This is a genomic window from Streptomyces sp. NPDC059695 (assembly GCF_042733785.1).
GTDB lineage: Bacteria > Actinomycetota > Actinomycetes > Streptomycetales > Streptomycetaceae > Streptomyces.
Genome location: NZ_JBHWFF010000004.1, coordinates 57,805 through 77,146 on the forward strand (window position 1 = coordinate 57,805; position 19,342 = coordinate 77,146).

The window sequence follows — 19,342 nt, forward strand, 5'->3', positions numbered from 1 at the left end:
GCCCCTCTTTCGGGCAGGATCTGGCCGAAGAAGAGCTATAAAACCCGGACAGAAGAGGAAGAGTCGTATCCATGCAGGTCTGGCCGGGACAGGCGTACCCCCTGGGCGCCACCTATGACGGAGCGGGAACCAACTTCGCGGTCTTCTCGGAGGCCGCCCAACGGATCGAGCTGTGTCTGCTGCACGACGACGGCTCGGAGACGGCGGTGGAGCTGCGCGAGACCGACGCGTTCGTGCGGCACGCCTATCTGCCGGGCGTGATGCCCGGCCAGCGGTACGGGTTCCGCGTGCACGGTCCGTACGCGCCGGAGCGCGGGCTGCGCTGCAACGCGGCGAAGCTGCTGCTCGACCCGTACGCGCGCGCGGTGTCGGGCCGGGTGAGGTGGGGCGAGTCGGTGTACGGATACCCGTTCGGGCGGCCGGACGCGCGCAACGACCTCGACTCCGGCCCGCACACGATGACGTCGGTCGTGGTCAACCCGTACTTCGACTGGGGCGACGACCGGCGGCCGCGCACCGAGTACCACCACACGGTGATCTACGAGGCGCACGTGAAGGGCCTCACGATGCTGCACCCGGACCTTCCGGAGGAGCTGCGCGGGACCTACGCGGGGCTCGCGCACCCGTCGGTGATCGGCCATCTGAAGGAACTGGGCGTCACCGCGCTCGAACTGATGCCCGTTCACCAGTTCGTGAACGACCATCGGCTCGTGGACGCGGGCCTCTCCAACTACTGGGGCTACAACACGATCGGCTTCTTCGCCCCGCACAACGCCTACGCGTCCTGGGGCGACCGCGGCCAGCAGGTCCTGGAGTTCAAGTCGGCGGTGCGGGCGCTGCACCAGGCGGGGATCGAGGTCATCCTCGACGTGGTGTACAACCACACCGCCGAGGGCAACCACCTGGGCCCCACGCTCTCGATGCGGGGCCTGGACAACCCCTCGTACTACCGGCTCGCGGACGACCCCCGGTACTACATGGACACGACCGGCACCGGGAACTCGCTGCTCATGCGCTCCCCGCACGTGCTCCAGCTGATCATGGACAGCCTGCGGTACTGGGTGACCGAGATGCACGTGGACGGTTTCCGCTTCGACCTGGCGGCCACCCTGGCCCGCCAGTTCCACGAGGTGGACCGGCTGTCCTCCTTCTTCGACCTGGTGCAGCAGGACCCCGTGGTGAGCCAGGTGAAGCTGATCGCCGAGCCGTGGGACGTGGGCGAGGGCGGCTACCAGGTGGGCAACTTCCCGCCGCTGTGGACCGAGTGGAACGGCAAGTACCGGGACTGCGTACGGGACCTGTGGCGGGGCGAGCCGCGCACGCTCGCCGAGTTCGCCTCCCGGCTGACCGGCTCCTCCGACCTGTACCAGGACGACGGGCGGCGCCCGCTCGCCTCCGTCAACTTCGTCACCTGCCACGACGGGTTCACCCTGCGCGACCTCGTCTCGTACAACGACAAGCACAACGAGGCGAACGGCGAGGGCAACCGGGACGGCGAGAGCCACAACCGCTCCTGGAACTGCGGGGTCGAGGGCGACACCGAGGACGTCGGGATCACCGAGCTGCGCGCCCGCCAGACGCGCAACTTCCTCGCCACGCTGATGCTCTCGCAGGGCGTGCCGATGCTCAGCCACGGCGACGAGTTCGGCCGGACCCAGGGCGGCAACAACAACGCCTACTGCCAGGACAACGAGGTCTCCTGGGTGCGGTGGCCCAAGGAGAACAGCGAGGCGGAGGCCACGCTGTTGCGCTTCACGCGCGCGATGGTGCGGCTGCGGCGGGACCATCCGGTCTTCCGGCGGCGGCGCTTCTTCCACGGCCGGCCCGTGGAGGGAACCCACGACGAGCTGACGGACATCGCCTGGTTCACGCCCGAGGGCGAGGAGATGACCTCCCGCGACTGGCAGGCGGCGCACGCCCAGGCGCTGACCGTCTTCCTCAACGGCAACGCCATCTCGGAGCCGGGGACGCAGGGCGAGCGGATCGCCGACGACTCGTTCCTGCTGATGTTCAACGCCTCGTCGAAGGAGCTGGAGTTCTCCGTCCCCGACAGCCACGGGCGGTGCTGGCGGATGGTCGTGGACACCTCGGACCCGGAGGGCATGCCGCCGCGGGAGGGCCCGGAGCTCGCGGGCGGGGAGCGGGTGACGCTCGCGCCGCTCAGCCTCACTGTTCTGCGGCGACCGGCTTGAGCCCCGTCTCCGACCGCGCGGGGGCCGTCACCCGCACCGCCCAGGACAGCACCGCGCAGGCCGCGGCCGCCCCCACCGCCACCGCGAAGGCGGCGGGGGCGCCCCGGCCCTCGGCGAGCCGGCCGGAGACGGCCAGGGCGAGGGCCTGACCGCCGACGATCCCGCTGGTGAGGAAGGCCATCGACTCGGCGAGCCGGGAGGCCGGCACGGTCCGCTCGGTGAGGCCGAAGACGGTGATCAGATGCGGGGCGTAGGCGGCGCCGAGGACGATCACGACCGCGTACAGCGCGCCCAGGGAGCCGACGAACAGCAGCGGTGCGGAGAGGACGACGAGGCCGGCGGTCGCGACCCGCCAGCGGGTCGCCAGCCCGATGCGGGCCGGGACGGCGGCCATGGACAGGCCGACGGCGGCGCTCATGATGCCCATGGCCGCGTAGACGAGACCGGCCTGGGCGGGCTTGCCGAGCTCCTCGGTGAGGGCGGTGATGCCGGCCTGCGAGGCGCCGAACATGGCGCCCTGGAGGACCATCGTGAAGCGCAGGGCGTACGCGGATCCCGGCAGCCGCGTCCGTTCGGCGGCACTCGTACGGGTGGAAGCGCCGGAGGCCTCGGGGGTGAGCGCACGCGCCGTCGGGTGCAGGGCGAAGGCCGTTCCGCAGACGGCGAGCAGCAGCGCCGCCAGGAGCAGCGCGGCGGCCGGGTGGGCGACGGACGCGGCGAGGCCGACGAGGGCCGGGCCGAGGACGAAGGAGACCTCGTCGAGGGTGCCCTCGAAGGAGAGCACCGTGCCGACGAGCCGGTCGTCCGCTCCGGAGCGGCGGGCGAGGGCCACGGAGCGGGTCCGGGCGAGCGGCCCGACCTGCGGGACAGTGGCCCCGGCGAGTGCGCCGAGGACCATCAGGAGGGCCGTCGTCGCGCCGTCGAGGGCGGCGAGGACCAGGACGGTGACGGCGACCGCGTTGGCGAGCGAGGCGGCGAGGACGACCCCGCGCTGGCCGTGCCGGTCCGCGAGACGCCCGAGCACGGGCCCGGCGACCGTCTGTCCCGCCGCCAGCGCACCGCCCGTGAGACCGGCGGTGGCGAGGGAGCCGCTCGTCTCGGCGACCAGGAGGAGGCTGCCGAGCTGGCACATGGCGGTGGGCAGCCGGCCGAGGAACGAGACGACCGGCAGAGCCGGTCCGAGCAGGGACAGCGTGTCGCGGTACATCCGAAGCATCACGCGAACGTAACGCGATGCACTCGAACGGGTGCATGGGCCGATGACACAGAAGCCCTCCGGCGGGGTACGTACGTTCGCATGACGCCCAATCCACCCACGTCGACGTACCGGCTCCAGCTCCAGCCCGCGTTCCCGTTCGCGGCCGCCGAGCGCGCCGTGCCGTACCTGGCCGGCCTCGGGGTCTCGCATCTGCACCTCTCCCCCGTCCTGGAGGCGGTGCCCGGCTCGACCCACGGCTACGACGTCACCGACCACCGGTCCGTCCGGGCCGAGCTGGGCGGCGAGGAGGGGCTGCGGGCCCTGGCGGCGACCGCCCGGGCGCACGGCCTCGGGCTCGTCGTGGACCTGGTGCCCAACCACATGGCGGCCTCCCCCCGGCACAACCACGCGCTGCGCGCCGTGCTCCGCGAGGGCCCGGACTCGCCGTACGCCCGCTGGTTCGACATCGACTGGCGGGCCGGGGACGGCCGGCTGCTGCTCCCGGTGCTGCCCGCGCGGCTCCCGGAGGTCCGGGACCGGTTCCGGGTCTCGGGCGGGTCCCTGCATCTGGACGGTCAGGAGTTCCCGCTCCGGGCCGGCACCGAGGACCTGCCGCTCGACGAGCTGCTCGACGCCCAGTGGTACCGGCTCGGCTGGTGGCGGCTCGCCCGCACCGAGCTCGGCTACCGCCGCTTCTTCACCGTCTCGGAGCTCATCGGGGTGCGGGTGGAGGACCCGGAGGTGTTCGCGGCGAGCCACGCGAAGATCGTGGAGCTGGTCGCGGACGGGGTGATCGAGGGGCTGCGCATCGACCACCCGGACGGACTGGCCGACCCGCAGGGCTATCTGGAGGACCTGGCGGCGGCGACCGGCGGGCGCTGCTGGACGGTCGTCGAGAAGATCCTCACCGGGGCGGAGGCGCTGCCCGCGGCCTGGCCGGTCGCGGGCACCACCGGGTACGACGCGCTGCGCCGACTCGACGGCGTCTTCACCGACCCGGTCGGTGCCGACGAACTCACCGACGTGTACCGGGAGTTCGTGGGCCGGACCGCGGACAGGGGCGGCCAGTGGGAGGCCACCGGGCGCCGCGCGGCGTACGAGGTGGTCACCCATGACCTGGCCGCGGAGACGGCCGCGCTGACCCGGATCGCCGCCCGGATCTGCGAAGCCGACCCGGATCTGAGGGACCACGCGCCCTGGGCGCTGCGCACCGCGGTCCGCGAGCTCCTCGTGCGGGTCCCGGTCTACCGCCCCTACCGGACCGGCGGCGAGGAGGTGCTGACCCCGGAGGCGGCGCGCGGAGCGAAGGCGGCGTTCGCGGTGCCGGAGGAGGCGACGGCGGTCGACACCGTGCGGGACCTGGCGCTCGGGGCGCGCGGCGACGGGCCCGAACACCGGGCGTTCCGGGCACGGTTCGCGCAGACCTCGTCCGCGCTGCGGGCGAAGTCCGTGGAGGACACCGCCTTCTACCGGTACACCCCGCTGCTCTCGGCGAACGAGGTCGGCGGGGACGCGGGCCGCCCGGCGGTGCCGGTGGACGAGTTCCACGCGTACTGCCTGCGGATCGCCCGGGACTGGCCGGCCACCGGCACCGTGCTCTCCACCCACGACACCAAGCGCAGCGCGGACGTCCGGGCCGCGATCGCGGTGCTCGCCCAGTGTCCCGAGGTGTGGGCGGGGCTCCTGGCGGAGGTCGCCGGGGTGCCCGCTCCCGACCCGCACGTGGCGTGGACGGCCTGGCAGACGGCCTTCGGCTTCGGCACCCCGGACCCGGAGCGGCTGGTGCCCGCGGTCCTCAAGTCCGTGCGGGAGGCGGGGCTCAGGACCAGCTGGACGGAGCCGGACGCGGAGTACGAGCGGGCGGTGGCCGAGTTCTCGTCGACCGGGCCCGGCCGGATCCCGCTCCGGACGGCCTCGGAGGCGGCCTTCGCCCTGGAGCCGCACATCCGGGCGCACGCGCTGGGCGCCGCGCTCGCGCAGCTGACGATGCCGGGGGTGCCGGAGCTCTACCAGAACACGGAGCGGGAGTACCGGGCACTCGTCGACCCGGACAACCGGGCGCCGTTCGCGGTCGGCCCGGAGGACGAGCGGACGGCGCTCGTGCGGGCGGCGCTCGGACTGCGGCGCGCGCACCCGGAGGCCTTCGGGCCGGGCGGCACCTACGTCCCGCTGGCGGCGGAGGGCCCGGCGGCCGCGCACTGCCTGGCCTTCGCCCGGTCCGGCCGGGTGATCACGGCCGTCACCCGGCTCTCGCTGCGGCTGGCGCAGGCGGGCGGCTGGCAGGACACGGAGCTGGTGCTGCCGGAGGGGCGCTGGACCGACGCGCTGGACGGGGTACGGGAGTTCACGGGCGGCCCGGCCACGGAGGTGAAGCTGGCGGAACTGTTCGCGGAGCGGCCGGTGGCGCTGCTCGCCCGGCTGGAGTGAACGACCGTTCCGCCTGTGAAACGATGATGATCATGACAAAGGATCAGACCGGGCGGATCGTCGGCGCCTCGTTCGGACTCGTGTTCGTCCAGGCCAGTGCGGGCAGCCTGCCCACGGCCGTCGCCGTCCCGCTGCGCGTGCTGGCGCTCGCCGCGTTCCTCCGGGTGGCCGTCCTCGGACGGCGCGGCGGGACGGCGGCCGCGGCCGCGCCGACGGAGCCCGGATCGGGAACCGGGTTCGGCCGCCGCTACTGGTACGTCGTGGCGGCCGAGGTGCTCGGGCTCGTGGCCGGACTCCTGGTGATCGCCCGCGTGCTGCACGTCCCGCAGGCGGCCGTGGGCTGGATCGCCCTCGTCGTCGGGGTGCACTTCTCCGGCCTGGCGGTCGCCTGGCGCAGGCCCGCGCTCCACCGGCTGGGCGCGGCGATCGCGGCCTGCGGCGCCGTGGGCCTGGTGCTCGCGGCGCTCGGGGCCCCGACCGTCGCGGTCCGGGCCGTCGCCGGAATCCTCCCGGGCGTCCTGCTGCTCGCCTCGGTCTGGCGGCCGGGCCGTACGGACCCGGCCGCGCCGACGGCCGAGGTCAGGAGCGGGACACCCGCGTGACCTCGCACCGGGTGTACTCGGAGCCGTCGCCGGATCCCGGGTACGCGGTGGACAGTTCGGCGCTCTTGGACGCGCCCGCGGCGACCGCGATGCCGGACTTCGTCGAGGTCGCGGGGGTGGCGGTGCCCCCCGTGCCGCCGCTGAACCTCATCGTGACGGTGTAGTCGTAGTCGAGCACGCCGTCGTTCTTGACGGTGATCCGGCCGACCAGGTTCCTGGTCGCCGGGTCGAACGCGCAGTCGTCGATCTTCACGTCGCGGATGGCCTTGTCCGCGCCGCTCGAACCGCCGGACACGGAGCCGCCGGAGGTGCTGCCGGAACCGCCGTCGTTGTCACTGTGGTTGCTGCTGCTGTGGCTGCCGCCGGAACTCCCGCCGCAGCTGCCGCCGTGGGAGCCGCGGGCGCCGGTGAGGGCCACCACCGCGATGCCGAACACAGCGATGGCACGGACATGACGCATCTTCATGTTTGAATCCCCGTTGAAAGTGGTACAACAAACGCCCGTTGACGAGCGCACGTCACCCTAACAGCGGTCGGGAGGCCCCCTCCCCGCACCGGATCCGGCTCAGCCGCCCGGGCGGACGATCAGACTCCGGGGGGCGCGCGTGATAAGTCCCGTGGCCACGGGACGGAATCCGTCGGCGAGACGCAGCCGGGGCATGGCCGTGAAGAGGGCGCGCAGCGCGTACTCCGCCTCGAATCCGGCGAGCAGGACCGCCGGGCAGAAGCCCGCGCCGTACGTGAGCTGCCCCGGGTCGTCGCGGAACGGGTCGAAGCGGTCCGGCTCCCGGAACCGCTCCGGGTCACGGCCCGCCGAGCCGACGAGCAGGGCGACGGACGCGCCCGCCGGGACGACCCCGCCGCTCACCGGCACCTCCGCGCTCGTGCGGCGCACGGCGATCTGCACGGGCGGATCCCGGCGCAGCGACTCGGCCCAGGCGCGGGCGACGAGCCCGGCGGGCGCGTCACGGAGGGCGGCGACCTGGTCGGGGTCGTCCAGGACGTTGCCGAGGAAGGAGGCGAGTGCCTTCTCCCGTACGGCGATCTGGCCGCCGCACTCCCCGGCGAGCGCGCCCGCCGCCCGGCCCCGGACGAGCCGCATCATGTCGCGGTAGGGCACGCCGACGGCCGCGGCGACGGTGCCGGCGGGCAGCCAGTGGCAGAAGTCGGCGACCAGGTCCGCCTGGGGCCGTCCGGCGATCCGGCGCGCCAGGACGTAGGCGGTGCGTTCGGTGACCGCGCGCAGGGCCTCGATGTCGACGTCGACGTGGGCCCGCGCGCACGGCGGATCGCCGGGGCGGTGACCATGGGTGAAGCGCGCGTCGGTGAGGGCGGTGGCGACGTCCGCGTACCGGCTGAGGACCCACGCCCGCAGCAGCGGGTCGTACGTGAGCGGGAACTCCTCGCGCAGGGTCCGGTGGATCCGGTGCGGGTCCCACGAGGCTCCGGGGTCGAGGGGGCTCGGCGCGACGGTCCGCCCGCCGGGCGGGGCGGTGCCGGCGGTCGCCGGGTCGACGAGGGTCCGTCCGCGGCCGGGGAACGCGGGGGCGGCGGCCCGGGCGACGGGCCGCCCGGCCGGCGGGGGCGACGGTGTCGCCGGTGCCATCGAGGGCAGCCTCCTCCAGGGATCCCCGGGCTCCTGCGGCCGCTCGCTCCGTATGTCCCGGTCCGGCTCGCGGTTCGGCGCGTCGCTCATCTCGCCCCCAGTCGATCGGCGGTGGGTGCCGCGGCCGGAGATCGTGGCGCGCGTCCGCCCAGCCCATCACCGCTCGGGCCCCACCGCCCGCCGCGTACCGCCGAACGGGTGAAGGCCCACCAGGTGTCGCTCAGTCGTGCGACAGCCGGAACGCCATCTGGCCAAAGCCGACGACGTCGCCCGGCCGCACCACCACGGCGCCGGTGACCCGACGCCCGTTGACGGTCGTGCCGTTCGTCGAGCCGAGGTCGCGCAGCACCCACATCCCGCTCTGCAGCGAGAGTTCGGCGTGCAGCCGGGACGCCGTCTCGTGGCTGAGCCGCAGCCCGTTGACCGGGTCGCGGCCGATCCGCAGCGGATACGGGCCGGGGCGCGGCAGCAGCAGCTTCGGCAGCCGCTCCGCGCTCCAGGCGCGCCCGATCCGCGCCGTGAACGCCGACATCCGCTCGACCGCGCCGACCACCCGCCGGGTCCAGGTGCCCTCGGTCCGCAGGTCGGCGGTGAGGAGGGCGAGTTCGTCGGGCCGGCGGGCCTGGAGGGCGCGCTCCATCCGGAAGAGGAAGGTGTCGTGCGAGAGGCGGCCCTGAGCGGCGCCCTCACGGAGCAGCACCAGCGCGCGGTCCCGCTCGGCGTCCGTCAGCCGAGGGGAGTTCGCCGGAAGCTCGAAAGGGGTCGTCACATCCGAGATTGTCGGCCCGCCGGGCCCGAAGTGTCCAGAAGGGCCCCCGGCAGGCGCCCGCGAACCCCCCGGCCCCGGGCGGCAGAGGCTCCCCGGCCCGGCCGCCGCAGGTCCCCGCCCGGCCCCTGACCTGGAAACTCCTTACCGGCCGCGGCCGGATCACTGTTACGGTCTGCCGTCTTCACAGCCAAGATCCCCAGGGGGAACCCAGACGTGACCACGTCTTCCGCACCGTCCACCACCGACCTCGTCGTCCGGCCGCTCGCCGGGCCCGGGGAACTCGACCTGTTCCTCGGCCTCACGTACTCGCTCGACCACGAGCTCGCCGACGACCTCGCCACCGGCCGCCGCCTCCCCTCCTGGATGTGGGTGGCGCTCGACGGCGAGCGGCTCCTCGGCCGGCTCGCCTGGTGGACCCACGCGGCGGGCGCCGCACCGCAGACGCTCGACTTCTTCGACCTCGCCCCGGACCTCTCGGCCGAGGAGCGCGCCGAGATCGGTCTGCGGCTCCTGGAGACGGCGACGGCCGCCGTGATCCCGGCGGGCACGCGGCGCCCCGAGTTCGGGCGCTTCATGCCGGCGGACTGGCGGGAGGTCCCGGAGACCCGGGCCGTCCTGGAGACCCTGTTCTCCGTCCTGGAGGAGACCGGCGCCCGTCCGCTGGTCGAGCGGCTGCGCCTGGAGTGGCGGCCCGGCACCCCCGTACCGGAGCCGAAGGGGCGTCTGGAGTTCCGTCCCGTGCGGGACCGCGAGGACCTCCTCGCGCTGATGACGCCGGTCATGGAGGGCACGCTCGACGGGCACGGCCAGGCCGACCTGGCCTCGGGCCTGTCGCCGCGGGAGGCGGCCGAGCTGCACTTCGACGAGGAGCTCGCGCACTTCTCCTCGCCGCGCGAGTGGTGGCGGGTCGCCCAGCTGCCGGAGAGCGGCGAGCCGGTCGGCTTCGTCGTCCCCGCGCGGAACAACTACCACCACATCATCGCGTACCTCGGTGTGCTGCCCGCCCACCGCGGGCACGGATACATCGACGACATCCTGGCGGAGGGGACCCGGATCCTGGCCGCCGCCGACGTGCCCCGGATCCGGGCGGCGACGGACCTGGGGAACGTGCCGATGGCGGCGTCCTTCGCCCGCACGGGCTACGTGACGTTCGAGCGCGCGGTCAACTACGTGTGGGACGCGCCGGGCGCGTCGGGGTCCTGACTGCCAGGATGGTCGCGGTAGCCGTGGTGGAGTGACTGGACCGTCGACGAGGGGATTCCCGTGCTCTTCGAGGTGTGGGCGCCGAGCGCCCGTGACCGGGTGACGCTGGAGCTGAACGGCTCCGGCCATCCCCTGGACCGGGACGCCGAGCGGGACGGCTGGTGGTCGGGCGTGGTGCCCGCCGCGGACGGCGACCGGTACGGCTTCTCCCTCGACGGCGGGCACGTGCTCCCCGACCCGCGCTCACGCCGGCTCCCCGACGGGCCCGACGGCCTGAGCGCGGTCGTCGACCACTCGGCGTACGCCTGGCGGCACGAGTCGCCGCGCCTGCGGCTGCGCGGCGCCGTCCTGTACGAGCTGCACGTCGGTACGTTCACCCCGGAGGGCACGCTCGACGCGGCGGCCGCGCGGCTCGGGGAGCTCGCGGGCCTCGGCATCACCCATGTGGAGCTGATGCCGCTGTGCCCGTTCCCCGGGGTGCGGGGCTGGGGGTACGACGGGGTGGCGCCGTGGGCCGTCCACGAGCCGTACGGCGGGCCCGGGGCGCTGAAGCGGTTCACCGACGCGGCGCACGGGCTCGGCATGGGCGTGGTCCTCGACGTGGTGCACAACCACCTGGGCCCGTCCGGGAACCATCTCCCCTCCTTCGGGCCGTACTTCACGGAGACCCACCACACCCCGTGGGGCGCGGCGGTGAACCTGGACGCGCCGGGCTCGGACGAGGTGCGGGCGTACTTCCTGGGCAGCGCGCTGGCCTGGTTGCGGGACTACCGGATCGACGGGCTGCGGCTCGACGCGGTGCACGCCCTGGCGGACACCCGGGCCCTGACGTTCCTGGAGGAACTCTCGGCCGCCGTCGACGAGTTGGCGAGGGAGCAGGGCCGCCAGCACTTCCTGGTCGCCGAGTCCGACCTCGCCGACCCCCGCACCACCACCCCGCGCACGCGCGGCGGCCTCGGCGTCCACGCCCAGTGGAACGACGACTTCCACCACGCGCTGCACACGGCCCTGACCGGCGAGTCCCAGGGCTACTACGCCGACTTCGCGCGGGCGCCCGTGGCGGCGCTCGCCAAGACGCTCACCCACGTCTTCTTCCACGACGGCACGTACTCCGCCTTCCGGGGCCGTCACCACGGTCGCCCGGTGGACCGCGAACGCACCCCCGCCCACCGCTTCCTGGGCTATGCCCAGACCCACGACCAGATCGGCAACCGGGCCCTCGGCGACCGCCTCTCCGCCTCGCTCTCCCCCGGGCTCCTGGCCTGCGCCGCGACGCTCGTCCTCACCGGCCCCTCGGTGCCGATGCTGTTCATGGGCGAGGAGTGGGGTGCGAGCACGCCGTGGATGTACTTCACCGACCACACCGACCCGGAGCTCGCGGAGGCCGTGCGGCGGGGCCGCAAGCGGGAGTTCGCGGCGCACGGCTGGGCGGAGGACGAGGTCCCCGACCCGCAGGAGGAGGCCACCCGGGACCGCTCGGTCCTGGACCGGACCGAACGCGAGCGGGACCCGCACAAGCGGCTCCTCGCCTGGCACCGCCAGCTCATCGCGCTGCGCCGCACCCTGCCCGACCTGACGGACCCGGACCTGGGGAGCGTGAAGGTCGCGTTCGACGAGGAGGCCCGCTGGCTGGTCTTCCGGCGCGGTGACCTGCGGGTGGGCGTCAACCTGGGCAAGGCGCCGGTGGACATCCCCCTCGGGTCCAACGGCCGCGACCGGGTCCTGGCGTCCTGGGACCCGGTCGACGCCCCGGCGGCGGACGGCCTGCTCCGCCTCCCGGCCGAGTCGGCGGTCGTCCTGACGGACGGCTGAGGGACGGCTGAGGGCGCCGGGGCCGCCGCTACTCGACGAGGGCCATCTCGTGCGGGGTGTTGTTGAAGCGGCGCCCCGCGCCGTCCTCGGTGGCCGTGACGATGTCCTCGATGCGGACGCCGAAGCGACCCGGGAGGTAGACGCCCGGCTCGATGGAGAAGCACATGCCGGGGACGACGGGGAGCTCCTCGCCCTCGATCATGTACGGCGGCTCGTGGGTGGTGACGCCGATGCCGTGGCCGGTGCGGTGGATGAAGTACTCGCCGTATCCGGCGTCCGTGATGACCTTGCGGGCCGCGCGGTCGACCTCCTGGCAGGCCACCCCGGGGCGTACCGCCTCGAAGCCGGCCTGCTGGGCCTCGCGGACCAGGTCGTGCACCCGGCGCTCCTCGTCGGTGGGCTCGCCGACGTGGACGGTGCGGGTGGTGTCGGAGCCGTAGCCGTGCTTGAGGCCGCCGAAGTCGAGGACGACCATGTCGCCGCGCTCGATGACCCGGTCGCCCGCCTCGTGGTGCGGGTTGGCGCCGTTGGGGCCGGAGCCGACGACGGTGAAGTCGACCTGGGAGTGGCCGAACTCGATGAGCAGCCGGGCGAGGTCGGCGGCGACGTCGGTCTCCTTGCGGCCCGCGAAGCGGACCTTGAGGATCTCGCCGTACGCCTGGTCGGCGGCGGCTCCGGCGGCCGCGATCCGGGCCAGTTCATGGGCGTCCTTGACGCCCCTGAGCATCGGCAGGGCCTCGGTGAGGGAGACGTACGTGGTCTCGGGGAGGGCCTTCTGGAGGCCGAGGAGGTGCATGGCCCAGGCGTTGTCACTGACGCCGAAGCGGCCGTCGACGTCGAGGAGCGGCGCGGTGACGGCGTACGGGTCCTTGCCGTCCTTCCAGTCGCGCAGCGTGAGCGCGGCGGCTCCGGTGGCCTTCTCGGCGTCGGGGGCCTCCAGGGTGGGGACGACGAGGACCGGTTCCTGTCCTGCGGCGAGGACGAGGACGGTGAGGCGCTCGGTGATCGCGGTCGGCTGGTAGCCGGTCAGGTAGACCAGGTCGGGTCCGGGGGCGACGAGCACGCCCGCGAGTCCGGCATCGGCGGCGGACTCGGCGGCGCGGGCCATCCGGGCCCGGTAGTCGTCCGCGGTGAAGGGCACGACGTCGTCGGTCGCGTGGGTGCTCGACATGGGGGCCTCTCCTCGGCGTCCTCGTCCGGTGCGTCGTACAGCATCCTGCCGGGCGGGGGCGCGGCCCGCGACCGGATGGAGCCCCCGTCGGCGTCAGCGGCGGTCGGGCCCCTGGGCGATGAGGCGTTCCAGGAGGTCGTGGAAGTCGTCGCCGACGACGATCCGCAGGTCGCCCCGCTCCTCGTCGTGCTCGCTGAGCTGCGTGAGGGTGCCGTCGCGCCACCAGAAGACGTACGGGCTGATGGCGCCCGGCACGTCCTCGTACCCGGCGGCGGCGAAGGAGGCCATCCCGCCGAGGGCCGGGATGATCGAGGTGTCCCGGATCGGGTGGAAGGCCAGCTGGTGCCGGAAGGGCAGGGCGACGAGGGCGCCGTGCTCGCCGAGCGGGAGGCCGGTGACCCGCCGGACGACGCCGTCGAGGTCGAGGACGCGGCTGGCGGTGTAGAAGGAGTCGCCGACGATGACCTCGAAGCACATGCCGTCGGCGTCGCGGACGGTCTCGTGCTCCTCGACGGGCAACCCGCGCAGATTGCGCAGGGCCCGGTCCCGGAGCTGCCGGTGGTCGCCGAGGCGTTCGAGGGCCTCGTCGGTGAGCATCATGACGCTCTCCGGCAGGTCCAGGGCGAGGACCTCGTAGAGCCCGGGGGCGACGGTCCTGGCGTACCCGAAGGCCGCGGCGTCGATGCCGTCGCCGCTGACGACCCGGGGGTAGAGCTGGGCACGGATCTGCTCGGGCGGCAGGGTGTCGAGCGCGGAGGGTCCGTCCAGGGCGCGGACGACGAGACCGATGTGGCGGTGGATCATGCCGGGCCAGACGCGGGGGCCGCGCCGGTCCTGGTGGCAGACGGCGGCGAGGTTGCCGAGGCCGAAGCGGCGGCCCTTGTCGTCGATGACGTGGCCGGCGTAGACGGTGACCTCCAGGCCGAGCTCGGCGAAGGTCTCACGGACGCGGCCGCGGAAGAGCGCGGCCTCGCGCTGGGAGAAGTACGCGAACTCGGGATCCCTCGGTGCGTCGTCGCCGTCCCGCCTGGGTCCTCGTCGCAGCCACCCCACGCCCGTCCGCCTTCCGTCGCCGTTGCGCACAGGGTAGCGAGTGCGGGTGTCAGCTCTTGAGTCGTCGGGTGAACTCGGCCACCGGGCCGGACGGTTCGCCGCCCGCGCCGGCCGTGAGGAGGAGTTCGACGCGGTGGACGAGGCGGGGCGCGACCAGCGGGACGACCACCGCGCCGTGGGCGTCCGACGCCGCGGACCGGGGCAGCAGGCACAGGCCCCGGCCGGCGGCGGCGAGGGCGGCGAGGGTACGGGTGTCGGTGCCGTCGTAGCGCAGGCCGGTGCGGAAGCCGCGCCCGGCGGGGCCGCCGTGGACGGCCCGGAGCCGGTCGAGGGGGATGCCGGCGGCGGGCGCGTCGAGCCAGCGGGCGTCGACGAGGTCGTCGAGGCGAAGCCCGGTGCGGGCGGCGAGCGGATGGTGGGCGGGCAGGACCACGGCGAGCGGCTCCTCGGCGACGCCGGTCGCGGCGAGCGGGGCGACGTCGGGCAGCCGCAGCGGGTCGCTGGGGGCGGCGATCCCGTCGACGAGCCCGGCGTCGGCCTCGCCGGTGGCGACCGCGACGGGCACCCGCTCGCGGGGCAGGGCGCGCAGGGTGACGCCGGTGGCGGGCAGCGCGGCGAGGGTACGGGCGGTGAGGGCGAGCGGGGAGGCGGCGACGTCCAGGGTCGCGCGGGGCGCGGCGGCGAACCGGTCGAGGTCGGCGCGGGCCGCGTCCAGGCGGAGCAGCAGCGCCCCGGCGTGTTCGAGGAGCCGTTCCCCGGCCGGGGTGGGGGCGACGGGCCGCCGGGTGAGCAGGGGAAGCGCGAGGTCGGTCTCCAGGGCGGCGATGTGCTGGGAGACGGCGGACTGGGTGTAGCCGAGCTCGCGCGCCGCCCCGGAGAAGGACGCGAGCCGGGCGACGGTCACGTACGTCCGGAGGAGGTGCGGGTCCACCGGTTCAGGACCCGAGGGGGGTCTTCAGCAGGTCCTTGGCGTAGTACGCGAGGGAGCGGTTGTAGCGCGGCAGCAGGGGCGCGAGGGCGCCGAGCGCGAGGGAGGCGGCCTCGCGGTCACGGCCGGTGTCGGCGAGGGCGAGCGCGAGGAACGCGTCGACGGCGCCGGCCAGCGCCCGCTCGTCGGCGTCGAGCCGGTCGGCGGGGATGTCCCGCTCGGCGGTGAGGAGCTCGACGCTGCGGTCGGGGCGGCCGAGGTTGCGCAGGCTGCTGGCGAGCTGGATGACGGCGCGGCGGCGGCGCAGCCCGGTGAGGCCCAGGTCCAGGGCGCGCCGGTAGCGGGCGACGGCCTCCTCGGGCATGCCGGTGGAGTCGTGGGCGGCGGCCTGCTCGAAGACGGCGGCCGGGTCGTCGGCGGGGCGCTCGGCGGCGAGGTCGGCGACGCGGGCGCGGAAGTCGTCGGGCTCGTGGTCGTCGAGGCGCTCCCAGAGCGCGGCGACGCGGGTCTCCCAGTCGTGATCGTTCGTCATGCGGTCACCCTAGCCAAGCCGGGATAAGCATCCGCGATGGAGGAAGCAGGAATCATCGTTGGACGTGAACGAGCGCCCCGGACCAGCATGAACGCCATGACGACGCACACGACTCCGCACACGCCCCGGATCGCCCTGGTGGGCGACCGCTCCCCGCACGTCCGCTCCCACGTCCGGATCCCGGTGCTCCTGGACGCGCTCGCCGAGCGCGACGGGCTCGCGCTCGACGCGTACTGGATCCCGACGGCCGACGCGGAGGCCCCGGGCGCGGTGAAGGGCTTCGACGCGGTGTGGGTGCTGCCGGGGAGCCCGTACGCGAGCGAGGCGGGCGCCCTCGTGGCGATCCGTACGGCCCGCGAGGACGGCATCCCCTTCCTGGGCACCTGCGCCGGCTTCCAGCACGCCCTGATCGAGTACGCGCGGGACGTCTGCGGCCTGGAGCGGGCGGCGCACGCCGAGAACGACCCGTCGGCCGACCCGGACGACCTGCTGATCGCACCGCTCGCCTGCTCGCTCGTCGGCCACGAGGGCGTCGTACGGGTCGTCCCCGGCTCCCTCGCCGCGAGGGCGCTCGGCACGGAGCGGACGACGGAGCGGTACCACTGCGACTACGGCGCGGACAGCCGCCACCTGGACACCCTGCGGGCCCACGGCCTCCGCTTCACGGGCACGGACGAGGAGGGCGGCATCCGCATCGCCGAACTCCCCTCGCACCCCTTCTTCCTGGCGACCCTGTTCCAGCCGGAACTGTCGGGCGACGGCACCCACCCCCACCCGCTGGTCCGGGCACTGGCGGTGGCGGCGGGGGAGCACGCGGCACGAGGGTGAAGATCGTGATCTGCACCTGGAGTACGGGGCGGGCAACGCCACCCGGGCTCCAGGGCTCACGGAAGGTCAGGGTGGCAGCCGAGGGCTGCCACCCGGAGGGGTTGGTCGGAGGGAACTCCGGACCTACGGTTTCGTTCCTTCCAGTCGCAGCGATGCCTCGAAAGGCAGCGACTGCGTATAGGTGTTCTCCCCGGACTTGTACGTGAAGGTGGCACCCGTGATGTTCTCGGTGATGTTCTCCGTGATCTCCACCTTGACCACGTAGTAGACATCCGATTCGGTCCCGGGCTCTATCGGTATCGCTCGGGTCGCGTGATTCTCCAGTGCGTCGAGGTCCGGCATGCCGGACGATCCGACCCGGGAGATGAGCGCGACCCCCTCGGTGTCGTTCCTGTCGTAGGCGCCGTACCCGAGGATCTTGATCCCCTTGGGCGCGTGGTCCACTTCCGCCGCCGTCACCTGGATCTTCTCGGGCGACTTGTTGTACATCAGCGGCAGGGCGATGTTCCATTTCTGGCCGACCCGGGCGAGATCGTTTCCGATCACGCCCGATGACTGCGTTCCTTCTCCGAGCGCGTCACCCGAAGCCCCCTGGACGCTCGTGCAGGCGAGGAGGGAGAAGAGCAGAAGGGCGAGGGCGCTACCACGAGAAGAACAGGCCCGGATTCCCCGAGACGCGGTCATTCTGCCCCCAGATGTCGTGTCGGCCAGTCTTTCGTCCAGCGGTGATCCGCTGCTTGTGGTCGCGGTCGTATGTCGTGGCCGCGCCGAGGCTGACACCGAAGACCGAGGCGGCCCCGTTCCACTTCACGCTCTTTCCCCTGGAGAGCTGGAAGTAGCTTCCCGGCTCGACGTACGCGCGGCGGCTCTTCGGCGAGGCGTTGAACTTGCTGTAGCCGTCCTTGTAGCGGACGTCCGCGCCCATCTTGCCGACCGCTCCCCCTGCCGGGACGCTGTAGCGGCCCGCGATGATCTTCTGGTAGGAGCTCTTCGCGATTCCTCCGCAGTAGTACGTGTACTTGTACTTCGTGTACTGGATCGGGATCTGGTACTGGCGGGCGAAGTACGGGCCCTGATTGGTGTATCCGGTGGCCTGCCCGACGCTGCTGCCCAGGGACACTCCGCCGCTGGCCTTCCAGGTGCTGCCGCTGCTCACCGCGACGTCGACGGTCGTCGACAGCTTGCTGTCGTAGTCGACGGTGGCGTAGGCATCCCAATTGGCGTGGCCTTCACCGACCGTGGTGTAGGCGATGCGGCTGGAGAGGGCGGTGCGCAGCGTTTCGCACGTGCCGGAGCTGTACGGGGTCACGGCCTGGCCGCTGACATCGGTCCCGTTGACGACGTACGGGGTGTAGCCGCTCTCCAGAGCGCGGTTGTCCGCCTGCCAGGTCGGGGCGGTCGAAGCCGCGCCGGTGGAGCTCGCCTCCTGCTCGGCGGCGTAGGTGGTGGCTTCCTGCGCGGCCGTGGGCCGGGAGAACGTGGTGTCCGGGGCGGCCGCGGGGATCATGGCCGTCGTGTGCTGCTCACCGCTCACCTCAGCCGCGAACGCCGTCGGCCGGGCGGTTGCGGGATCCTCGGGCGCGGCGACGGTGTGGTCCAGGCCGATCATGGGAACGCCCGAGCTGGTGGTTCCGGCGACGGTGGCGCTGACGTTGAGCGCTCCGCCGTTGTCGGCTGCCACTGCGGCCACGTCTGCGGGCAGCTCTCCGGGAAGGGTGAGGGACCAGCTGCCGTCTGCTGCCGTGGTCGTGGTTCCCAGGACCGGGGGCTTCTGGGAGCCGGGTTGTTCCGCGGCGACGTCCGAGGCCTCGATGAGGACGTTCATCCCGGCTGCGGGCCGGCCGTCGCCGAGCGTGAAGACTCCTCGGACCACTCGCGGGCCGACGGGCGCGGGGACCGGGTCGGGGTCGGGTTCGACGGGGGCGGGAGGCAGATCCGAGTCATCCGCAGGGGTGCCGACGACCGGCTTCGCCTCCGAGGCGGGGGCCAGGCAGGTGGCCGTGTCGCTGAGCACATCACCGAAGAGACCGGACATCACACTCGGGTTCGCGGACAGGAGGGTACCGGTCCCGGTGTATCCCCTGACGAGACCGGAGTAGTCCGCACTCGCGGTGGCCGTGTAGACGGTTCCGGCGCCGGGGCTCCACGCCTGGACCGCGTCGTCGAGTCCGGTGGCGACGACCGTCGGTGCGTTGAACGCCGATCCGAACCGGGCCATCGTGTACTTCCTGATGGTTCCCGCGTCCAGCGTGTAGATTGCGCCACCCGCGGACCACACGTCCTGCGCAGCACGGATTTCCTTCACTCTGGGGTCGCTCGGACCCGGAAATCCTGGGGCCGGAGCAAACGTCTTCTGCCCGTTGGGCATCACGTGCCCGCCGTCGAAGTAGGCTTCGAAGGCGCCCTGGTTGTTGATCGTCAAGATGTAGGACCCGAAGGACCATATCTTCTCGAAGCTGAGCCAGGGAATGCCTGTATCGACGAACGTCTCCACCGGTGTGAGGAGTGATCCGCCCTCGGCTGTCGCATCCCGGTAGGACTTCACGCCGTCCCTGCCGAAAATGTAGAACTTTCCGCCCTGTGTGGCGACGATCCTGGAGCTCCAGGGCACTTTGGCGGTGAAGCCGGTGGAGACCAGCGGTGCGTTCGCTCCGCCACCCATCGGGTCGAAGTCCACGTACTTTCGCAGCGTCTTGTCGGTGTAGGTGTCAGCTTTGGGGTTTCCCGGCTGACGCTCCAATACGTACGTGTTCGACGTGTTGGGGCAGGCTTCGGCAGCGGATGCCGCAGTCGGGACCGCGAGCACCGGGACCACCAGTGTGCCGGACAGCAAAGCGATGACGGACGCCATGGTCGAGCAGCGTCTTACGCCTGCCCTGCGGACAGGATGGTTCATGTTTCCCCCCTGGGAATTCCGGATCCCGCTCGGGAGCCGGAAGATCGCGATACTAGGCAGTCGCCAGTGGCATATGTCAACGACACATGCCCAGCTCCGTCACCTTCCCGGCCGGCGAGGAGGTG

Annotated in this window: 16 protein-coding genes; 6 read left to right on the forward strand and 10 right to left on the reverse strand. The window is 73.2% G+C overall.

Features of this window, described 5'->3' with window-relative positions:
- The first annotated feature begins 71 nt into the window (after nucleotides 1–71).
- Nucleotides 72–2,192: a glycogen debranching protein GlgX gene (gene glgX / locus ACFV2S_RS06980; RefSeq protein WP_385554964.1), complete on the forward strand. Its 2,121-nt coding sequence runs from the start codon at nucleotides 72–74 to the stop codon at nucleotides 2,190–2,192.
- Here glgX and ACFV2S_RS06985 read toward each other — a convergent pair.
- Nucleotides 2,167–3,399, reverse strand: a complete 1,233-nt coding sequence (locus ACFV2S_RS06985; protein ID WP_385555279.1) for an MFS transporter — start codon at nucleotides 3,397–3,399, stop codon at nucleotides 2,167–2,169. The two genes, glgX and ACFV2S_RS06985, sit on opposite strands and share 26 nt — an antisense overlap.
- Before the next feature lie 90 nt (nucleotides 3,400–3,489).
- Between ACFV2S_RS06985 and treY the strand changes: the two genes are divergently transcribed.
- Both treY and ACFV2S_RS06995 read left to right on the forward strand, forming a co-directional pair.
- Nucleotides 3,490–5,817, forward strand: coding sequence for a malto-oligosyltrehalose synthase (treY, locus tag ACFV2S_RS06990; protein ID WP_385554966.1), 2,328 nt, complete (start codon nucleotides 3,490–3,492; stop codon nucleotides 5,815–5,817).
- Nucleotides 5,818–5,849: 32 nt separating this feature from the next.
- Complete coding sequence (locus ACFV2S_RS06995; protein ID WP_385554968.1) at nucleotides 5,850–6,419, forward strand: hypothetical protein; 570 nt, start codon at nucleotides 5,850–5,852, stop codon at nucleotides 6,417–6,419.
- On the opposite strand, the gene ACFV2S_RS07000 is transcribed toward ACFV2S_RS06995, so the two are convergent.
- The 3 genes from ACFV2S_RS07000 to ACFV2S_RS07010 all read right to left on the reverse strand — a co-directional run bounded on the left by ACFV2S_RS07000 (nucleotide 6,397) and on the right by ACFV2S_RS07010 (nucleotide 8,794).
- Nucleotides 6,397–6,885 (reverse strand): hypothetical protein, encoded by a 489-nt coding sequence (locus ACFV2S_RS07000; protein WP_383785023.1) that lies wholly within the window; start codon nucleotides 6,883–6,885, stop codon nucleotides 6,397–6,399. The two genes, ACFV2S_RS06995 and ACFV2S_RS07000, sit on opposite strands and share 23 nt — an antisense overlap.
- Nucleotides 6,886–6,984: 99 nt before the next feature.
- Entirely contained in the window at nucleotides 6,985–8,025 is a 1,041-nt protein-coding gene (locus ACFV2S_RS07005; RefSeq protein WP_385554970.1) for a cytochrome P450, read from the reverse strand.
- A 220-nt stretch (nucleotides 8,026–8,245) separates the two neighbouring features.
- The gene (locus ACFV2S_RS07010) at nucleotides 8,246–8,794 is read right to left on the reverse strand and encodes an FHA domain-containing protein (RefSeq protein WP_383785029.1); all 549 of its coding nucleotides are present in this window, start codon (nucleotides 8,792–8,794) and stop codon (nucleotides 8,246–8,248) included.
- Between the two features lie 213 nt (nucleotides 8,795–9,007).
- Between ACFV2S_RS07010 and ACFV2S_RS07015 the strand changes: the two genes are divergently transcribed.
- The gene (locus ACFV2S_RS07015) at nucleotides 9,008–9,997 is read left to right on the forward strand and encodes a GNAT family N-acetyltransferase (protein ID WP_385554973.1); all 990 of its coding nucleotides are present in this window, start codon (nucleotides 9,008–9,010) and stop codon (nucleotides 9,995–9,997) included.
- A 60-nt stretch (nucleotides 9,998–10,057) separates the two neighbouring features.
- A complete protein-coding gene (gene treZ / locus ACFV2S_RS07020; protein ID WP_385554975.1) occupies nucleotides 10,058–11,809 on the forward strand; it encodes a malto-oligosyltrehalose trehalohydrolase in 1,752 nt (583 codons plus the stop codon).
- Between the two features lie 28 nt (nucleotides 11,810–11,837).
- On the opposite strand, the gene ACFV2S_RS07025 is transcribed toward treZ, so the two are convergent.
- The 4 genes from ACFV2S_RS07025 to ACFV2S_RS07040 all read right to left on the reverse strand — a co-directional run bounded on the left by ACFV2S_RS07025 (nucleotide 11,838) and on the right by ACFV2S_RS07040 (nucleotide 15,493).
- Nucleotides 11,838–12,980, reverse strand: a complete 1,143-nt coding sequence (locus ACFV2S_RS07025; RefSeq protein WP_385554977.1) for an aminopeptidase P family protein — start codon at nucleotides 12,978–12,980, stop codon at nucleotides 11,838–11,840.
- Between the two features lie 93 nt (nucleotides 12,981–13,073).
- Nucleotides 13,074–14,033 carry a hypothetical protein gene (locus ACFV2S_RS07030; RefSeq protein ID WP_385554979.1) on the reverse strand — a complete coding sequence of 320 codons (960 nt, stop codon included), beginning with the start codon at nucleotides 14,031–14,033 and terminating at the stop codon, nucleotides 13,074–13,076.
- Between the two features lie 49 nt (nucleotides 14,034–14,082).
- A complete protein-coding gene (locus ACFV2S_RS07035; protein WP_385554981.1) occupies nucleotides 14,083–14,964 on the reverse strand; it encodes a LysR family transcriptional regulator in 882 nt (293 codons plus the stop codon).
- Between the two features lie 4 nt (nucleotides 14,965–14,968).
- Complete coding sequence (locus tag ACFV2S_RS07040) at nucleotides 14,969–15,493, reverse strand: tetratricopeptide repeat protein (RefSeq protein WP_385554983.1); 525 nt, start codon at nucleotides 15,491–15,493, stop codon at nucleotides 14,969–14,971.
- Between the two features lie 96 nt (nucleotides 15,494–15,589).
- On the opposite strand from ACFV2S_RS07040, the gene ACFV2S_RS07045 reads away from it, so the two are divergent.
- Nucleotides 15,590–16,321, forward strand: a complete 732-nt coding sequence (locus ACFV2S_RS07045; protein ID WP_385554985.1) for a hypothetical protein — start codon at nucleotides 15,590–15,592, stop codon at nucleotides 16,319–16,321.
- Between the two features lie 123 nt (nucleotides 16,322–16,444).
- On the opposite strand, the gene ACFV2S_RS07050 is transcribed toward ACFV2S_RS07045, so the two are convergent.
- Together ACFV2S_RS07050 and ACFV2S_RS07055 are read right to left on the reverse strand one after the other, a co-directional pair.
- Nucleotides 16,445–16,867 (reverse strand): hypothetical protein, encoded by a 423-nt coding sequence (locus ACFV2S_RS07050; RefSeq protein WP_385554987.1) that lies wholly within the window; start codon nucleotides 16,865–16,867, stop codon nucleotides 16,445–16,447.
- A 94-nt stretch (nucleotides 16,868–16,961) separates the two neighbouring features.
- On the reverse strand, nucleotides 16,962–19,172 hold the full coding sequence (locus ACFV2S_RS07055) for a hypothetical protein (protein ID WP_385554989.1): 2,211 nt from the start codon (nucleotides 19,170–19,172) through the stop codon (nucleotides 16,962–16,964).
- Between the last annotated feature and the right edge of the window lie 170 nt (nucleotides 19,173–19,342).